The organism is Parafannyhessea umbonata, from assembly GCF_012844235.1.
GTDB lineage: Bacteria > Actinomycetota > Coriobacteriia > Coriobacteriales > Atopobiaceae > Parafannyhessea.
This window is the reverse complement of record NZ_JABAGR010000003.1, coordinates 210,497-226,513: the sequence shown is the minus strand read 5'-3', so window position 1 is coordinate 226,513 and position 16,017 is coordinate 210,497. Positions and strand designations below refer to the sequence as shown.

Here is a 16,017-nt window from a genome sequence, read left to right as displayed (position 1 = left end):
GAGGAAGAAGGGCGTGAAGGGAGCGAAGAGCGTTGCTGCCTAGGCTAGCCCCTTGTCACACAAACTACCGAAGCCTCCTTTATTCTTACTTATTACGAACACCTGTTCTGCTATTTGTGCTAGAGTGTCCACACTTGCCAGACCATCCGCAATTCGGCGCACCCGCCTATGTAGCACCTCACGGCATGGCGGGCAGAAGGGGTGATCGTAGTGCTCTGCCTGCTAAAGCTTCATGCTCTGGTACAGTCCTGCATCCACGAAACCCAGCTTGCGATAATACTCGCGAGTTCCCACGGAGCTGATCACGTGTATGCGCGTGTAGCCCTCCTCGCGAGCGATATCGCACGCACGACGCACGAGTCCGCGACCAAGCCCCTGGTGCTGGGAGGAGGAGTCCGCCTTCCCCAGGTGGGCAGCCTGTCCGTACACATGCACCTCACGGATCATGGCATCCCCCGGGTGCGTGGGGAGCTCGCTTGCGCGCACGTCCGTCACACCACTCTGCAGAGCATCCCACTTCGGAAGCGACAGCCTGAGGAATCCCGCTATGCGGCCGTCCGGCGTTACCCATTGGAGGAAGTGCTCGCACGTGACGGTTGTCTGGTAGCAAACGTCGTCAATAGAAAGCGTCCCCAGGTCCACCTCGGAACGCGCTATCTCCCTGAAGCGGATGTCGCGTACTCGTCCCGCAGCGCCGAGCTCACGTATGCGTCCCTCCACCATCTGGCGAAGGTTCGTCTTCTTGTTGCCCACAAGAATGTCATCCGCGCCGATGTCGCGAATCATCCTGCTAATGCGCATGTAAGGAGGCGTCGCAAGCGTGTCGGCAACGAGGACGTCCAAGAGCTCCTCCTCCGTGTAGGGACGCCACTCCCCCGAATGGTAACGCGGAACCAACCGCGTGCCCGCCACGAGGGCGCATGGATAGAGCTTGACCTCATCCGGCAGGAAGCCCGGGTCGCACACGAACGTCTTGAAGTCGGCCTTGTCCTCCCGCGGCGTAGAGCCCAGAAGGTTGACCATGAGGTGCGCATGAATCTTGAACCCAAAGAGCCTTATGAGAGAGAAGGCCCTCTTCACCTGGGCGATCGTCGTTGCGCGATGATTTGCGTCCAGGATCTCCTGACGCGTGGACTGGATTCCAATCTGTATCTTGGTGCAGCCAAGGCGCCTGAAAAGCGTGAGGCTCTCTGGCGTGATGGTATCGGGACGCGTCTCGATGACCAGTCCAACGACGCGATGTGCGGCCGTCTCGTTTCTCGCCTGCTCTGCCGCGAGCTCCTCTTCGGTCGCTTGCATAATGCTCTGTGCCTGCCGGAAGCGCTCGCTCTTCTCGCCCCAAGGGTCTTCGTCCGTAGGAACCTCACCATACAGCCTCGCAAACCCCTGGTTGTAGGACTCGAGCCCCGCGTTGACAAGACGCTGCTCTGGCGCCACGAATCGCGCGATCTCCTGCGGGTCGTTGCTGATGCCGAGGTTGCGGTAATGGGACTGCCGCAGGGCAAGAACATCCTCGGGGACAGGCCAGTCGTTGAGGGCACGAAAGAGCTCGCGAATGAACCAGAGCTGGTAGCTGCGCGGATAGTCGCTCCACGTGCCCCCAAGCACGATGAGCTCGACCTTGTCCACGGAGTGTCCCATCTGGTACAGGGCCGTAAGGCGCGTCGTAACCTGCAGGTATGGATCAAAGAAGTTTTGCTCGGCACGCTGGCAGGCGGGTTCGTTGGAGAGGTAGCTCTTCGGCATGCGCAGGTCGTTGGGACAATACACGCAGTTGCTGGAACACGGCTGTGGACGAGTGAGCACCGTAATCGTAGCCACGCCAGACGCCGTGCGACGCGGCTTCATGCGAAGCGTGCGCAGTAGGCGCCGCTCCAACCCAGGGTCCACGGCCCACCCCTTCCAGCGGGCGGGGTCCTCCTGCTTCACGCGTAGGTAGAAGGGCAGAATGTAGCGCTTCGATAGATGCTTCGAGTTGTTGCTGATGCCGCGATTGTGCCTGCGGACTATCCGGTCAAGCTCGAGCGGTCCGAGCGCGCCCTCACCTGGTTTGTCAGGCAGGCGTCGAAGCTCATCCAGTATGTCGGTCAGCAGTTCTTCCATAGGTCGCAATTATATGCCCACAGCGCCATGTCACCACGCACGTCCACAACGCGGTGGCGACATGGCGGCGGGCTGGCGATGCTAGCGCTTCTCCGGCAGAATCTCGATGCGCTGGCCCTCCGGGTCGCAGATGAAGTAGAGTCCCATCGCCACGTTCTCGTAGTCGATGCACCCCATCTGCCTGTGCAGCTCGTGATAGGCATCGAAATCATCCACGACGAACGCGATGTGCTGGTCCCGGCCGCCGTTGTCATACGGCTCGGTTCGTCCTCGGTTCCACGTGAGCTCAAGCTGGAACGGGCACGCGTCGCTTTCCATGAACGTGTTCGTCCACGAGCCATCCGCCGGACCGCTCTCCCTTACCACGTGAAAGCCGAGTGCCTTCTCGTAGAACTCGATGGTCCTCTGCTTGTCGATTACGTGGGTGCAGCGATGCACGAACCTGGCTTGCATGGCGGCTTCCTTCCGTCGAGGTTTACCGTCACATGATACCCATGGCAGCGCGAACGCATGCGGGCGCGCTCACGAGGCCATTTTGTTGTCACGTTCTCGCTTCAGGCACGCGGAACAGATGCCGCGGAATAATACCGCATGGTCTAGGACCTTCCAGCCGGTCGCGTCTGCCGCTCGCCCATCGAGGCCTGTGTCACCCAACGGAAGCGGCACGTCCACCACCGAGCCGCACCGGGTGCAAACCATATGGGGATGAACGTCCCTTCGTAGGTCGAAGTGCTCGACGCCCGGGGCCTTGATGGAGAGAATCTCCCCCTCCTCTGCGAGCAGGTGAAGATTGCGGTAGACAGTCGCCTGGCTCACGCGTGGGTCACGTTCGTGGACGCTTTGGTATATCTGCTCTGCGGTGGGATGGTCGCAACGAGAGCGAACCTCCTCCAGAACCATCTGGCGCTGCCTTGTGTTGCGCCGCACGGGGGCGCTCGATCGCGTTCTTCTCTCTTCCATCACCGACTCCCAAAAAACTTTCGATTTGCCGTTGACACGACCCCTCGTCTGTCCATAATGATAATCGTTGTTGTTAAGAACGCAACAGACAAAACGTCAGACCTAGGGAGAGGAACCAACATGAAGTTTGTTTGCCCCGTTTGCGGTTACGTTGAGGAGTTCGACGGCGACGAGCTGCCCGCCGACTACAAGTGCCCCCAGTGCGGTTGCCCCGGTAACCGCTTCACCAAGCAGGAGGGAGAGCTGACCTGGGCCGCCGAGCACGTCGTGGGCGTCGGCAAGGCCGAGGGCGTCTCTGAGGACATCATCGAGGACCTGCGCGCCAACTTCAACGGCGAGTGCTCCGAGGTCGGCATGTACCTCGCAATGAGCCGCGTCGCTATGCGCGAGGGCTATCCCGAGGTCGGCATGTACTACCGTCAGGCAGCCTTCGAGGAGGCCGACCACGCCTCTCGCTTCGCCGAGCTGCTCGGCGAGGTCGTGACCGACTCCACCAAGAAGAACCTCGAGATGCGCGTCGAGGCCGAGAACGGCGCCACCGCCGGCAAGTTCGACCTTGCCAAGCGCGCCAAGGCCGCAAACCTCGATGCCATCCACGACACCGTCCATGAGATGGCACGTGACGAGGCTCGCCACGGCAAGGCCTTCGCCGGTCTGCTGAAGCGCTACTTCGGCTAGGATCGCCCGAGAGGCAAAGCACGCCTGATGTTCGAAGGGGGCCGCGGCACATGTGCCGCGGCCCCCTTCCCTTTTGCGCCACGCCTATCGAATGGAATTCGCTGCAAAAGCCATCGGCTTTCTGATGGCTCTGGTTACAGCTCCTCCTCCGTCTGCGAAGGTGCGGGGGTGATGGCCTCCATGTCCCTCTCGCCCGTGCGTATCCTGACGGCACGGACCACGGGGTACCAGAACACCTTGCCGTCTCCGGGCTCGCCCGTCCGCGCCGCCTTCACGATGGCGTTCGTCGCTCGCTGTGCCCAGTCCTCGTTGGAAACCACTATCTCGAACTTCACCTTGGGCAACATGTTCATCGAGACCTTGCTGCCACGGACAACATGCGTGTAGCCGAGCTGCGTACCACAGCCCATGACCTGGCTGACAGTGATTCCGCGCACGTCGATCTCTCGCAGGGCCTCTTTCACGTCCTCGAGTCGCTCTTCCCTCACTATCGCCTCAACCTTGATCATGTTGTGTCCTCCCTTGGGTTACGCCCAATCTGCACCCGGTCGCACTAGTCGTCAAGACCCGCGAACGAGGGGTAGGCGCGCTCGCCGTGCTCCGACACGTCGAGGCCGACGCGCTCCTCGTGCTCGCTCACGCGCAGGCGTCCGCCGCAGCATGCACGCACGATGGCGACGCAGACGAACGTGCCGGCGACGGCCCAGGCAATGGTGACGACGATGGAGAGCAGCTGCGCGCCGAAGAGGCTTGCGCTTCCGTACAGCAAACCGTCCCAGCGCAGCGCCGGATTGACCGCCTTGCTCGCGAAGAGGCCCGTCGCTATGCCTCCCCAGATGCCGCCGATGCCGTGACAGCCAAACGCGTCGAGCGCATCGTCGTAGCCGAAGCGCAGCTTCATGCGCGAGCATGTGAGATAGCAGATTACGCTGCCCACGAACCCGATGGGAATCGCCGCCCACAGCGCGACGAAGCCGCAGCCGGGCGTGATGGCAACGAGCCCGATCACGAGCCCTGTGCAGGCCCCCACGAGGGTGGGCTTCTTGGAGAGAATGACATCCATCATCATCCACGAGAGCTCCGCGGCGGCGCACGAGAGGGCCGTCGTGGCGAATGCGTGCACCGCGAGCCCGTTTGCCGCGAGCGCGCTGCCGGCATTGAAGCCGAACCAACCAAGCAGGAGCATGGTCGCTCCGATTGCCACCAGTGGCACGTTATGGACTCTGTAGTTCACGTTCTTATATCCGATGCGCCTACCCAGGACAATGCAGAGCACCAGGCCGGATACGCCGGAGCTAATGTGGACCACGTTGCCTCCCGCAAAGTCGACAGAGCCGATCGCCGCGAGCGCACCGCCCTGACCCCATACCATGTGGGCGACGGGATAGTACACCACGAACGTCCAGAACAGCACGAACAGTACGAGCGACTTGAAGCGCATGCGCCCGGCGACGGCACCCGTGACGAGCGCCGGGGTGATGATGGCGAACATCATCTGGAACAGGGCATATGCAAGAAACGGGATGCTGGGTGCATACGGTCCCGCTTTCGCGGCACCGACGCCGTTCATCATCACGTACTCGAGACCGCCGATGATGCCGCCATGGTCCTGCCCGAACGCAAGCGAGAAGCCCGCGACGACCCACAGCACGGTCTCGAGCCCAATGGTGCACACGGACGCGAGGATGTTGTTGACCACGTTCTTGCGCCTGCCAAGGCCCCCATAGAAGAACGCGAGCCCAGGTGTCATAAACAGCACCAGAGCAGCGCAAATGAGCATGAACCCAGTGTCTGCGGCACTCATGTATCCCCCTAACGCCGATGGTGTAAGGCACACAGATGATGGCCCGCGCGCATTGCGAGGACGTGACGCATCCGTTGCGACGAGACGCCCATGCTGTGACCATCGCGCGGCGACGCAGGCACAAGCCTTGCGGTAACCTTTAGCGTGCATACCCGCGACACGTGTCCGTGCGGGGGACAAAGGAAAGACGCCGCCATGGGCGAGAAGGACGGCGGCACGACTGGAGAGGCTCCATGCAGCTGCAAGAGGACGGCGCGCACCGCGACATGGGAATCGACGTGGCGCGACGCATGAACGCGCTGAACGCGCGGTTCTATCGCGAGAACGCCGCATCGTTCTCGCAGACGAGGCGGTCGGGTTGGCCTGGCTGGCAGCGCTGCCTGGAAGAGTTCGGGCGTAGGGAGGGCGCCGCCACGGACTTGCATTCGGCCCCGTGCGAAACGACGTGTCACGTGCTTGACCTTGCGTGCGGAAACCTGCGCTTCGCGCGGTTCCTTGCGGACGCCGGCCTCGAGGGCGTCTCCTACCTGGGAACGGACGACTGCCCAGAGCTCGCCGCGGGTGAATCGCTTCCGAGTACGTGGGACGTGAGCCTACGGTGCCTGGACATCGTGGACGCCCTTCTGGCAGGAGACTTGCAAGACGAGTTGGTCACTGCCATTGCACGGGCGTGGGGCGGCACGGCGGCGGGGCCCGCGAAGGCGGACCTGTCGGTTGCCTTTGGGTTTCTCCACCACGTCCCGACGCACGCGGCGCGTCTCGCCCTGCTTCGCGCGATGCTTGCGGCGACGCGTCCGGGCGGTATGTGCTGCGTATCGTTCTGGAGGTTCATGTCGGACGAGCGGCTTGCCACGAAGGCGAATGCGACGACCCACGAGGCCCTGGCGGCGCTGGGCATGTCCAAAGGGGACCTGGGCACGAGCGACTACCTGCTTGGATGGCAGGGCGCGCCCGGAGCCTGGCGCTACTGCCACAGCTTCGACGATGCTGAGGTGGACGAGCTGCTTTCCGACCTGGGCGAAGTCGTTCGTCCCGCGGCGAGGTTCGCCTCGGACGGGCGCTCCGGAGACCTCAACGCATACGTGGTCCTCAGGCGCCCGTAGCGAAGGTCGGGCGCGAGGCGCTCTCCCAGTCCGTAAGGCCACGGCGCTGGCGGGCCTTCGCCTCCTCGAGCGAGATCGAGGGGATGTCCTCTTCGAGGTAGGCCCGCAGCTCCGGGATGCCCTCCCCCGTCGCGTTGTCCACCAGGAAGATGCGCTCGCAGCGGCACTCCTCCAACCACTGGCGCACCATGGGAACGTTCGCGTTCGGCTCGTTGATCTTGGTGATGATGCCAATGAGCGGGCGGTTCAGAAACGCGTTGCAGTTGGGCGCGAACACCGTGAACGGCTCGTTCGCCGCGATGAGGATCGCCACGACGTCCGACTCGAACGAGAAGCACGCGAGCCCGACGCCCACCTGCTTCGACTCGGAGTACTCGCCCGGCGTGTCGATGGTGTCGCCGTCGGCGTAGGTGTATTGCGTCTTGTGGTAGTGCAGCTTCTCGCCGCGCAGGGCCTGTGTGAGCGAGGTCTTGCCCGCCTCGCTCCTGCCCATCAGAAACAGTCGCTTCATACCCACCTACCTGCGAGTCATCTTGCACACATGAAAGTCGAGCTCGTGGTCGAAGTAATCCAGAATCTCTTGCTCCGCGCTCTCGATCTCGGCTATCTGCCCGCACAGTATGAGCGATCCGTTGAACCGGTCCATGAATCCCAGCTCGACCGACCCGTGCTTCACGGCGATGTCCGCCGCCACCACGACGGCCTCCCACGGCGTGAAGCGCATGAAGCCCAATGCCTCGCCAGTGTGGTCTTCGCCCTCGTGCGTGCCGATGTCCAAACCAAGCGTCTCGCACGTGCGGCGCGCGGACGTCCCCATCACGTGCGCGAGGTCCACCTCGCGTCCGGGAACCCGCACGCGCGTGATGCGGATTTCGCCGTTCTCGTCTCGCGGCACGCTGCCGTGGAACACCTCGTCGAAGAACTGCTGCCTTGTGACCCTCTGCCTTGCCATGGCGTGCCTAGCGCTTCGTAACCTTGCAGGTAACGTATCCCAGCGTGTCGTGGAAGAACTCGACGACCTCCTTGATGGCCGTCGTGACATCCGCGATTTCCCCGCTGATGATCATGGTGCCGGTGAAGCGGTCCGCGAACCCCAGGTAGACGTCCGCGCTCTTGATGGCGATGTCGGACGCGATGACCGCGGACTCCGGCGGCGTGATGTTCATGATGCCAAGTGCGCTGGAGCCGTAGTCCACGGACGGGTTCAGACCAAGCTTCGTATAGATGATGGGCTCGGGTCCGCCTATGACGTGGGCGAGGGTGATCTCCTTGCCCGAGACGGTCTCCTGAACGACGCGAATCTGGTCCTGTTCCATGTCCACTCCCACAGCCTTCGTACGGCGGCGGCTCTTCTCCCCCGCCCCCGGCGCACATCATGCAAATGTCTTTCGTACTCCTTTGTAGGTGCTCACGCACCGTGAGTGTCAAGCAGCGAATCGGTGGGCGGCCGCCCTCTCGCATCGGGCCAAGCCCGCAGGCGAGAAGGACAGCCGCCCTCGCCGCCGCCCCATGCGAGCCCAGGGAAGAGAGGCTAGGGGCGGTATCTCTAGCTAGCCGTTGTAGGCATCGCGATAGAGGTTGACGAGGTCCTGACGCGAGACGGGACGGGGATTCGTCGGGGTGCAGCGGTCGCCAAGCGCGGCCTCGGCCATGTCGCCCACGTGCTCCTCGAACGCGCTGGCGTCGATGCTGCCAAGGTCTGCCAGACGATCCTCGACCCCCAGCTCGGCTCGCAGATCGATCACGTGGCGCAGCAGGTCCTCCGCGTCTGCCATGCCAAGCTCGCGGGCGCAGCGGTCGTACGGCTCGCGATACTTGGAGTCAGCCATGTGGAAGCGCATCACGTACGGCAGCAGGATGGCGTTCAGCCTGCCGTGGGCAACGTGGAAGCGACCACCGAGGGCGTGCGCCAGACTGTGGTTGATGCCGAGCCCGGCGTTGGTGAACGCGATGCCCGCCACGCATGAGGCCTCGGCCATCCGGCCGCGTGCGCGCATGGCGTCGCCATCGTGGAAGACGACGGGAAGGTCCTCGAACACGACGCGCAGCGCCTTGACGGCAAGCGCGTCCGTGAAGGTGGTCGCCTGGTTGCTCACGTAGGCCTCGAGGGCGTGCGTCAGGACGTCCATGCCGGTGTCGGCCGTGATCTTGGGCGGGACGGAGCGCGTGAAGCTGGCATCCAGGAGCGCCCCGTCCGGCGCGAGCGCGTCGTCGATGAGGGCGACCTTCGTGTCGCCGCGCGTAATGACCGCGAAGTTCGTGACCTCGGAGCCGGTGCCGGCCGTCGTCGGAATGGCCAGGAAGTACGGGTGGGCGAGGCCCTTCTGTCCCGCAAAGTACAGGATGGCCTTCGTCGCGTCGATGCAGGAGCCGCCTCCGAACGCGATGACCACGTCGGGCTTGACACCGAAGATCATCTCGACGCCGGCGTCCACCAGCTCCTGGCTGGGATCGGGACGCACGTTGGAATACACGCTCACGTGCGCACCGGACGGCAGATACTGTGTCATCTTGCTGACCATGCCGGACTCCTGCAGAAATCCGTCCGTCACAACGAGAACGTTAGTACACGCAAGGGAAGAAAGGTGCTCCACCGCCTGCGGGCCGAAGAACAGCTTTGCCTTGAGAGAGAACTGGTTCATCTTTTTACTCCGTTTCCGTTAGCAGGAGGACCTCCGCGACAAAGAGGTCCGAGTTGTACGTGGTCCAGTAATCCGAGACGAAGCGCTCTATCGCCGGACCCGCGACCTTGTAACCGTTGTCGTTCGCGAATTCAGTCAGGCGGCTGTACGCCTCTCCTAACTCCTCGAACGCACCCACGTGGTACGTGGAGAGGTACATGCCCTCGGGGCAGACGAACGCGTCATTGGGATTGATGGGTCTGATGGGCTTCTGCAGCAGCCACACGTCGCACTCCGAGCCGTCCGCCGCCGCGGCGACGGCATCTTCCACCGAGGGGAAGCGCAAGATGACGGGTCCAGCAATCGCGTTGTCGATGTCCTGTACGTACGATGCGAACTCTAGGCTCACGATAGACTCCGCGAAGCTGCCCGAGAACCTGGTCTGGAGGCCCAGGAGCTCCTGACGCGGCAGGTACTTCACGTTCACGTTCTTGGGCCTCACGCGCAGCACCATGTTCGCCTCCTCCACGAGCTCGCTCCACTCCACGATGGCCTCGCGCTTCTCGGCCAGGAGCCGCGCCTGCTCGTCACACTCCGCAAGGTGCTTGGACAGGAACTTGCGTGCCTGCCCAAGGCTGGAGTGCTGCATCATGGAGGCAATCTCCTCCAGAGAGAGTCCCATCATCTTGAGGTAGTTGATGACGGGGATCTTCAGCATGGTCTGCAGGCTGTAATAGCGGTAGCCGTTGTCTCCCACCAGGTCGGGCTGCATGAGTCCCAGCTCGTCGTAGTGACGCAGCGTGCGCTGCGATATGCCCCCGATCTTGCTGACCTCGCCTATCTGGTACAGTCCGCACCTGCGTGCGCGCTCGCTTGCGTTCATGCACCAACCTCCGTTGCCTCAAGAAGCCTCGCGGCCAGAACGTAACTCGACTCAATCGGGTTCGTCCCGGTCCCCGGACGCGCAAGCTCGTCACGAAGGTAGAAGATCGTCGAAAGCGAGTAGCTCTCGAGCTCCGCCAGAAAGTAGTCCAGCGCCGAGACCGTGCCGGCCGACGACACGTCCGGACGCGCATGGCGGTGTGCCTGGGGAAGCTCGCGCGCCGCCTGCGCAAGCACAGGCGCCAGCAGCTTGCGCAGCTGGCGGAGGGCGCCCCTCTTCACGGGTGATGTCAAGGGCAGGGCGTTCGCCCACGTCCTGTTGAACTCAGCGGAATCGGTCGCGGCCATCATGCGTGCGTACTTCTCCTCCACCAGGTTCCTGCCGCTGAGCTCCGCCTGCTCGAGCTCCGCGAGCACCCGCGGTATGAGCCCGTGGGGAAACGCGAGGTACTGTGCGCAGCGATACGCCGAGAAGCGCCTGAGGTCATCCTGGCAGCCCGCTCGGCCATGTAAGCCAAGGACGGCGTCGAACTGCTCCCACTCCAAGGCGACGACACGCTCGAGCTCCTCGAGCAGGTCTCCCCTCACGCCGCGCTCCGCCGCGATGCCCTGCACGGCCGAAAGAGAGAAGAACCTCTTCACGTCGCCGCGTCGCTCGAGCCTGCGGCCGTACGACGGTCTCCTCGCGTCGCCGGTTCCGGCGCACGCGGCGCACCCGCACCTGCTACATGCCATGGGAAAACGCCCCCTCGTTCAACGGACGGCTGCGGAGATACTCGTTCGGAATCCCCCTCCACATGGACGTGGCCGCGTCCAGAAGGAAGTCCGACTCCGAAGCAGCCCAGCCTAGCGCAAGAGCGGCACGCAGAACGACCGAGCACAGTAGTTCCACGTCTTCGCAAGAAACCTTTGCGACGGGGGCCTCCGCGATCCTGCGCACCACGTCGCAGACGGGCGCCGGCACGTGCGCGCTCTCGCGAAGCGACCTGAACGACCACTTGTAGAACGGCATGTACGTGCGCGAAAGCAGGTGCAGCGCCGCCATGGTGGCGCACAGGAACTCCCCGCGCGCCACGTCCGCCGCGACGAGGTCGCGCCGCGCGAGGCAGCGACCCAGGTTGTACTGGCCAGACTGCGCCATGACCGCCATGTCCGCAGCCAGCTTCTTGCGCACGACGAGCTCGGGGTAGAAGCCCTGGTACGCCTCGCGCACACGTGTGAACTGGCCGCTTGGGTCCCGAAAGACCTCGCCGCCGCACACGATGGCAAGCAGCTGCTCGGGAATTCGCAGCCACTCGGCCACGCCCTGCGGGACGCGCCCGAGCCCCGTGTACGTGCGGTAGAACGACTCCGTGCAGAACACGCCCACGCGCTGGCCCGCAAGCTCGCTCTCCTTGCGCTTCTCGCCCAGAAACTCGCCCGGCAACGTCGCGTACCTGCGCGCGAGCTCGCTGCCGTATGTATCCCACAGGTCGGCTGGGACCCACACGCAGAACCCGGGACCGAAGTCGTGGTCGCGCGAGATGTCGTCGTCGAAGCCCAGGCACTCCGAGCCCGGCCCGACGAGACCAAAGGCGAGGCGCGACTCGACGGAGTACGGAAGCCCGGACACGAGCACGGGGCCGAACGTCCCGAAGTACCTCTTGGCCAGCTCCATGCCCCTCATGTCGCACCTCGCCTTCGTGTCGCCTACGTCTCGTTATGCCATCGCGCCGATGCCACGCCCCTACCTCAGGGCGTGCATCTCCGCCGCCCGCCGCTCGAGCGCGTCCGCGTTCGGCGCGTCGCCTAGCTTGTCGCGCAGGACCTCCGCGGCCTTGAGGTAGTACGCCTCTGCCGCTGCATAGTCTCCGCGCAGGTACGCGATGCGCGCCGCCGTCGCGAGGGCATGGGGGCGATGGACGTCACGGCCGCCGCCCAGCGTCTCGTACGTGACAAGGGCCGCAGCGATGACCTCCGCCGCCTCCCCGATCCTCCCCTCGTCGGTCAGCACCTGCGCGAGGTTGATTGCGTTCGTCGCGCGTCTGCCCTCGGAGCCTGGCACCGCGTCCAACAGCCGACCTGCGCGCCGCAGGTCGGCCCTAGCGTCCGAGAAGCGCCCGAGGGCCCGGTAGGCGCTGCTCCGGTTGTTGCAAATCGCGCTCAGCTCCAGCGCGTCACCATCACCGAGCATCCGCTCCGCGCGGTCGAACGCCTCGATCGCGGAGACGTTCCTCCCCTGTGCAACATACACGTCACCCAGGTTCACGAGCGCCCGCGCCACGTCCCGGTCGTCCGCGCCCGTCATCTCGAGCATGCGCAGCACCTCGTCGTAGAGCTCCTCCGACTCTCGAAGATCCCCGCGCAGCCTCAGTACGCTGCCCAGCTCGTTCGCGACGGATGCGACACCGCGCATATCCCCGGCGAGCCGGGCGCGCCGCAGGGCCTCCCTCAGGAAGCCCTCGACGTCAGCCCCCGGCTCGCCGTACAGGCGGTCGAGCTCGCTGTAGAACGCCCCGAGCTCCAACGTGCTACGCCGTCTGGTGGGGAACGATCTTCTCGACGTCCGTATGCGGGCGCGGGATCACGTGGACGGAGCGAAGCTCGCCCACGCGCTCGGCCGCGGCGGCCCCGGCGTCTGTCGCGGCCTTCACGGCTGCCACGTCACCGCGCACGAAGGTGGTGACGATGCCGCCACCCACGTTGACCTTGCCCACCAGAGTAACCTCGGCGGCCTTCACCATGGCATCGCTGGCCTCGACTGCGCCCACGCAGCCGACGGTCTCGACCATTCCCAATGCCTCGTTCATGACTAAGCTCCTTGACTAGTTAAAAGAAGTGCGGACACATGCCGTACCGCGGTACTACTCGCCGCGGAAAGCGGCCACCAGCTCGTTGACCATCTTCTTGAGCTCGGCCGCGTCGATGGTGTCGCCCTTGTGCTCCTGCGGCTCCGGCTCCGCGTGACCACCGCAGCTGTTGCAGCCGACGGAGTAGCTGATGCCGCTTACGCCGTGACCCACGGGCATGTCGATTCCCAGGTCGCTCTTGGCGCTCTCGCCGCAGGACGTCGCGGCGCAGCCGCAGGTCGCGTGCGACGTGCAGCCGTACTCGGCCGCGAGCTCAGGGTGCCACTTCGCGAACGTCTCGTCGGCGGCGGCGACCATGTCCGGCTCGATGATGCCGTTGGCGACGCGCTTCACGTTGATGAGGTGCTGCGGACCAACGTTCTCGGAAACGGAGCTTCCGCCCCAGGTGCCGCAGCCAAGGGTCAGCGCGACGTCCAGACCCGTGGAGAGGCCGGTGCCGCCCTGGGTTCCGCCGGTGTTGATGAGGATGCGCGAGGCGGGCTTGACAGAGAACTTGCGGACGATCTCCTTGTCCTCCGTGTGGATGTTCATCGTGTGGCCGATGCCGTTCTGGAGCAGCGCGATGGACAGGTCGCACGCCTCATGCCAGTCGGCAACGGTGTAGAAGCCCAGGACGGTCGTGAGCTTCTCGTAAGAGAGCGGCCACTCGGGACCGACGCCATGCTGCTCGCCGATGAGCACCTTCGTGTCTGCGGGGACGCAGATGCCGGCAGCCTTTGCGATGTCGAGGGCGGCGTGGCCCACGAAGTTTGGACTCATGGAGTGGCCGTTGCGGAACAGAATCTTGCAGACCTTCTTGCACTCCTCCTCCGACATGAAGTAGCCGCCCTGGCTCTTGAACTCCGCGACGACCTCGTCGTGGTTGCAGGTCTCGCAGATGACGCTCTGCTCGGAGGCGCAGATGGTGCCATTGTCGAACGTCTTGGACGCCATGATCTGGCGAACCGCGTCATGCACGTTCGCGGTGCGCTCGATGTACGAGGGCGAGTTGCCGGCGCCGACGCCCAGCGCGGGCTTGCCGGAGCTGTAGGCTGCCTTCACCATGCCGGGGCCACCGGTCGCGATGATCATCTTGACCTCGGGCGCGTGCATGAGCTCGTTCGTCGCGGCAATCGTCGCCAGGCTCACGCCCTGAATGATGTTCTCGGGGGCTCCCGCGGCAACGGCGGCGTCATTCATGAGCTTGATGGCAAGGTTCGTGCACTTGGCGGCCTTCGGGTGCGGGGAGAAGACGATGGCGTTGCGAGACTTAAGCGCGATCATCGACTTGTAGAGCACCGTCGAGGTGGGGTTGGTGGAGGGGACGATGCCCATCACGAGGCCGACCGGCTCCGCTATCGTGATGACCTGCTTCTTCTCGTCCACATCGATGACGCCGATGGTCTTCGCGTCCTTGATCTGCTCGTAAAGCAGGCCGGAGGCCATATGGTTCTTGTAGATCTTGTCGTGGACGTTGCCGAAGGTCGTCTCCTCGACGGCCATCTCGGCAAGCTGCTTCGCGTTCTTCTCGGCAACCTCGACCATGGAGCGAAGGATGCGGTCGATCTGCTCGACGCTGTAGTTTGCAATCTGGTTCGCGGCAACCTGGCCCTTGCGCGCAAGGTCGCGGGCGGCCTGGATGCTCTGAAGATCGTAATCGAATTCCTGCATGATGCCTCTTTCCGACTAGCTGACGAATGGGTGCGCTGCGCCTCGCTACTCGGCGTGCGGCAGGATGGACTCCACCATTCCGTCCGGGCGCGGGATCACGTGGACGCTCAGCAGCTCGCCCACGCGCTGCGCCGCGGCGGCGCCCGCGTCGGTCGCGGCCTTCACGGCGCCCACGTCGCCGCGGACGAAGACGGTCACGAGGCCGCCTCCGACGAGCTCCTTGCCCACGAGCTTCACGTTCGCGGCCTTCACCATCGCGTCCGCCGCCTCGACGGAGCCGATCAGGCCCTTGGTCTCGATCATGCCGAGTGCCTCAGTGGTGTTCGACATCGCAGTTACCTCCTTGTTCATGGCAGGCGCGGCCTTCGCGGGCTCGGCCTTTCCCTTTTGTGCGCCAAGGTGCTTCCCCTCGGGCGCCGTCTCTGTCTTCTTGGTGGCCTCCGCGGAACTCCCCGCGGCATCCTTCGGAGCCTCGGAGCGTGCTGCCTCCGCCTTTCGCGACGCGGCGGGACGAGAAGAGCTCGGCTTCTTGGCATCGGCCTTCACGTGGCTCGCAACGCCCTTCTCGCCTCCGGCCGTGGCCGGGGCCTTCGCGGCCCCGGTCGATGCGGAAGCCTTGGCGCCCTCGACAGCCTTGCCCCGGCTACGAGGGGTGCCGGGGATCGGCGTCGTGGCGCCCTCCCCCTCCTGCCCCGACTTCTTCGCCGCCATGCGGTTACTCCGCGGCGTGCGGCAGGATGGACTCCACCATTCCGTCCGGGCGCGGGATCACGTGGACGCTCAGCAGCTCGCCCACGCGCTGCGCCGCGGCGGCGCCCGCGTCGGTCGCGGCCTTCACGGCGCCCACGTCGCCGCGGACGAAGACGGTCACGAGGCCGCCTCCGACGAGCTCCTTGCCCACGAGCTTCACGTTCGCGGCCTTCACCATCGCGTCCGCCGCCTCGACGGAGCCGATCAGGCCCTTGGTCTCGATCATGCCGAGTGCCTCAGTCATGCTTGCCATGCTTGTTCCTCCCTGGGATGCGCGGGTCTTTTGCCCCGCCTCTTCGTGTCTAGTCGGGTACGCTCGCTACTCCGCGGCGTGCGGCAGGATGGACTCCACCATCCCGTCCGGGCGCGGGATCACGTGGACGCTCAGCAGCTCGCCCACGCGCTGCGCCGCTGCGGCGCCCGCGTCGGTCGCGGCCTTCACGGCGCCCACGTCGCCGCGGACGAAGACGGTCACGAGGCCGCCGCCGACGCGCTCCTTGCCGATGAGACGGACGTTTGCCGCCTTGACCATCGCGTCCGCCGCCTCGACGGATCCGATCATGCCCTTGGTCTCGATCATGCCGAGTGCCTCAGTGGTGCTTGCCATGCTTGTTCCT

20 protein-coding genes are annotated in these 16,017 nt (G+C 64.6%); 2 read left to right on the top strand and 18 right to left on the bottom strand.

Annotation, left to right across the window (positions count from 1 at the left end):
- Window positions 1-222: 222 nt before the first annotated feature.
- The 3 genes from HF885_RS04705 to HF885_RS04695 all read right to left on the bottom strand — a co-directional run bounded on the left by HF885_RS04705 (window position 223) and on the right by HF885_RS04695 (window position 3,063).
- Entirely contained in the window at window positions 223-2,103 is a 1,881-nt protein-coding gene (locus tag HF885_RS04705) for an elongator complex protein 3 (protein ID WP_170103777.1), read from the bottom strand.
- A gap of 81 nt (window positions 2,104-2,184) precedes the next feature.
- Complete coding sequence (locus HF885_RS04700; RefSeq protein WP_090844710.1) at window positions 2,185-2,556, bottom strand: VOC family protein; 372 nt, start codon at window positions 2,554-2,556, stop codon at window positions 2,185-2,187.
- Between the two features lie 69 nt (window positions 2,557-2,625).
- Window positions 2,626-3,063 carry a Fur family transcriptional regulator gene (locus tag HF885_RS04695; protein WP_170103776.1) on the bottom strand — a complete coding sequence of 146 codons (438 nt, stop codon included), beginning with the start codon at window positions 3,061-3,063 and terminating at the stop codon, window positions 2,626-2,628.
- Between the two features lie 120 nt (window positions 3,064-3,183).
- On the opposite strand from HF885_RS04695, the gene HF885_RS04690 reads away from it, so the two are divergent.
- Complete coding sequence (locus HF885_RS04690; RefSeq protein ID WP_170103775.1) at window positions 3,184-3,741, top strand: ferritin family protein; 558 nt, start codon at window positions 3,184-3,186, stop codon at window positions 3,739-3,741.
- 134 nt (window positions 3,742-3,875) lie between these two features.
- On the opposite strand, the gene HF885_RS04685 is transcribed toward HF885_RS04690, so the two are convergent.
- Window positions 3,876-4,250 (bottom strand): P-II family nitrogen regulator, encoded by a 375-nt coding sequence (locus tag HF885_RS04685; protein ID WP_170103774.1) that lies wholly within the window; start codon window positions 4,248-4,250, stop codon window positions 3,876-3,878.
- A 44-nt stretch (window positions 4,251-4,294) separates the two neighbouring features.
- Window positions 4,295-5,545, bottom strand: coding sequence for an ammonium transporter (locus tag HF885_RS04680; protein ID WP_170103773.1), 1,251 nt, complete (start codon window positions 5,543-5,545; stop codon window positions 4,295-4,297).
- Window positions 5,546-5,778: 233 nt separating this feature from the next.
- On the opposite strand from HF885_RS04680, the gene HF885_RS04675 reads away from it, so the two are divergent.
- Window positions 5,779-6,648 (top strand): class I SAM-dependent methyltransferase, encoded by an 870-nt coding sequence (locus tag HF885_RS04675; RefSeq protein ID WP_170103772.1) that lies wholly within the window; start codon window positions 5,779-5,781, stop codon window positions 6,646-6,648.
- Here the strand turns inward: HF885_RS04675 and HF885_RS04670 are convergent.
- The 13 genes from HF885_RS04670 to HF885_RS04610 form a co-directional block, all read right to left on the bottom strand.
- Entirely contained in the window at window positions 6,635-7,159 is a 525-nt protein-coding gene (locus HF885_RS04670; RefSeq protein ID WP_090861218.1) for a EutP/PduV family microcompartment system protein, read from the bottom strand. The genes HF885_RS04675 and HF885_RS04670 overlap by 14 nt on opposite strands.
- Before the next feature lie 6 nt (window positions 7,160-7,165).
- Window positions 7,166-7,600 (bottom strand): BMC domain-containing protein, encoded by a 435-nt coding sequence (locus HF885_RS04665; protein ID WP_090861217.1) that lies wholly within the window; start codon window positions 7,598-7,600, stop codon window positions 7,166-7,168.
- A gap of 7 nt (window positions 7,601-7,607) precedes the next feature.
- Window positions 7,608-7,964 carry a BMC domain-containing protein gene (locus HF885_RS04660; RefSeq protein WP_090845039.1) on the bottom strand — a complete coding sequence of 119 codons (357 nt, stop codon included), beginning with the start codon at window positions 7,962-7,964 and terminating at the stop codon, window positions 7,608-7,610.
- 234 nt (window positions 7,965-8,198) lie between these two features.
- On the bottom strand, window positions 8,199-9,290 hold the full coding sequence (locus tag HF885_RS04655) for a 1-propanol dehydrogenase PduQ (protein ID WP_170103771.1): 1,092 nt from the start codon (window positions 9,288-9,290) through the stop codon (window positions 8,199-8,201).
- 4 nt (window positions 9,291-9,294) lie between these two features.
- A complete protein-coding gene (locus HF885_RS04650) occupies window positions 9,295-10,152 on the bottom strand; it encodes a MerR family transcriptional regulator (RefSeq protein WP_090861215.1) in 858 nt (285 codons plus the stop codon).
- Entirely contained in the window at window positions 10,149-10,886 is a 738-nt protein-coding gene (locus tag HF885_RS04645; RefSeq protein WP_170103770.1) for a DUF4125 family protein, read from the bottom strand. Before HF885_RS04645 ends, HF885_RS04650 begins: the two co-directional genes overlap by 4 nt.
- Entirely contained in the window at window positions 10,876-11,817 is a 942-nt protein-coding gene (locus HF885_RS04640) for a DUF4037 domain-containing protein (RefSeq protein WP_170103769.1), read from the bottom strand. Before HF885_RS04640 ends, HF885_RS04645 begins: the two co-directional genes overlap by 11 nt.
- A 60-nt stretch (window positions 11,818-11,877) precedes the next feature.
- Entirely contained in the window at window positions 11,878-12,657 is a 780-nt protein-coding gene (locus HF885_RS04635; RefSeq protein ID WP_170103768.1) for a tetratricopeptide repeat protein, read from the bottom strand.
- 4 nt (window positions 12,658-12,661) lie between these two features.
- Window positions 12,662-12,940, bottom strand: a complete 279-nt coding sequence (locus HF885_RS04630) for a BMC domain-containing protein (RefSeq protein WP_090847896.1) — start codon at window positions 12,938-12,940, stop codon at window positions 12,662-12,664.
- 54 nt (window positions 12,941-12,994) lie between these two features.
- On the bottom strand, window positions 12,995-14,650 hold the full coding sequence (locus HF885_RS04625; RefSeq protein ID WP_170103767.1) for an acetaldehyde dehydrogenase (acetylating): 1,656 nt from the start codon (window positions 14,648-14,650) through the stop codon (window positions 12,995-12,997).
- 45 nt (window positions 14,651-14,695) lie between these two features.
- A complete protein-coding gene (locus tag HF885_RS04620; RefSeq protein ID WP_090864067.1) occupies window positions 14,696-14,980 on the bottom strand; it encodes a BMC domain-containing protein in 285 nt (94 codons plus the stop codon).
- Between the two features lie 385 nt (window positions 14,981-15,365).
- Window positions 15,366-15,653, bottom strand: a complete 288-nt coding sequence (locus HF885_RS04615; protein WP_090861211.1) for a BMC domain-containing protein — start codon at window positions 15,651-15,653, stop codon at window positions 15,366-15,368.
- Between the two features lie 66 nt (window positions 15,654-15,719).
- Complete coding sequence (locus HF885_RS04610; RefSeq protein WP_090861210.1) at window positions 15,720-16,007, bottom strand: BMC domain-containing protein; 288 nt, start codon at window positions 16,005-16,007, stop codon at window positions 15,720-15,722.
- Window positions 16,008-16,017 lie beyond the last annotated feature (10 nt).

Bases quoted from the DNA above. Each gene is read 5' to 3' on its own strand.
- HF885_RS04705 (WP_170103777.1), bottom strand. From the start codon at position 2,103: ATGGAAGAACTGCTGACCGACATACTGGATGAGCTTCGACGCCTGCCT.
- HF885_RS04700 (WP_090844710.1), bottom strand. From the start codon at position 2,556: ATGCAAGCCAGGTTCGTGCATCGCTGCACCCACGTAATCGACAAGCAG.
- HF885_RS04695 (WP_170103776.1), bottom strand. From the start codon at position 3,063: ATGGAAGAGAGAAGAACGCGATCGAGCGCCCCCGTGCGGCGCAACACA.
- HF885_RS04690 (WP_170103775.1), top strand. From the start codon at position 3,184: ATGAAGTTTGTTTGCCCCGTTTGCGGTTACGTTGAGGAGTTCGACGGC.
- HF885_RS04685 (WP_170103774.1), bottom strand. From the start codon at position 4,250: ATGATCAAGGTTGAGGCGATAGTGAGGGAAGAGCGACTCGAGGACGTG.
- HF885_RS04680 (WP_170103773.1), bottom strand. From the start codon at position 5,545: ATGAGTGCCGCAGACACTGGGTTCATGCTCATTTGCGCTGCTCTGGTG.
- HF885_RS04675 (WP_170103772.1), top strand. From the start codon at position 5,779: ATGCAGCTGCAAGAGGACGGCGCGCACCGCGACATGGGAATCGACGTG.
- HF885_RS04670 (WP_090861218.1), bottom strand. From the start codon at position 7,159: ATGAAGCGACTGTTTCTGATGGGCAGGAGCGAGGCGGGCAAGACCTCG.
- HF885_RS04665 (WP_090861217.1), bottom strand. From the start codon at position 7,600: ATGGCAAGGCAGAGGGTCACAAGGCAGCAGTTCTTCGACGAGGTGTTC.
- HF885_RS04660 (WP_090845039.1), bottom strand. From the start codon at position 7,964: ATGGAACAGGACCAGATTCGCGTCGTTCAGGAGACCGTCTCGGGCAAG.
- HF885_RS04655 (WP_170103771.1), bottom strand. From the start codon at position 9,290: ATGAACCAGTTCTCTCTCAAGGCAAAGCTGTTCTTCGGCCCGCAGGCG.
- HF885_RS04650 (WP_090861215.1), bottom strand. From the start codon at position 10,152: ATGAACGCAAGCGAGCGCGCACGCAGGTGCGGACTGTACCAGATAGGC.
- HF885_RS04645 (WP_170103770.1), bottom strand. From the start codon at position 10,886: ATGGCATGTAGCAGGTGCGGGTGCGCCGCGTGCGCCGGAACCGGCGAC.
- HF885_RS04640 (WP_170103769.1), bottom strand. From the start codon at position 11,817: ATGAGGGGCATGGAGCTGGCCAAGAGGTACTTCGGGACGTTCGGCCCC.
- HF885_RS04630 (WP_090847896.1), bottom strand. From the start codon at position 12,940: ATGAACGAGGCATTGGGAATGGTCGAGACCGTCGGCTGCGTGGGCGCA.
- HF885_RS04625 (WP_170103767.1), bottom strand. From the start codon at position 14,650: ATGCAGGAATTCGATTACGATCTTCAGAGCATCCAGGCCGCCCGCGAC.
- HF885_RS04620 (WP_090864067.1), bottom strand. From the start codon at position 14,980: ATGTCGAACACCACTGAGGCACTCGGCATGATCGAGACCAAGGGCCTG.
- HF885_RS04615 (WP_090861211.1), bottom strand. From the start codon at position 15,653: ATGGCAAGCATGACTGAGGCACTCGGCATGATCGAGACCAAGGGCCTG.
- HF885_RS04610 (WP_090861210.1), bottom strand. From the start codon at position 16,007: ATGGCAAGCACCACTGAGGCACTCGGCATGATCGAGACCAAGGGCATG.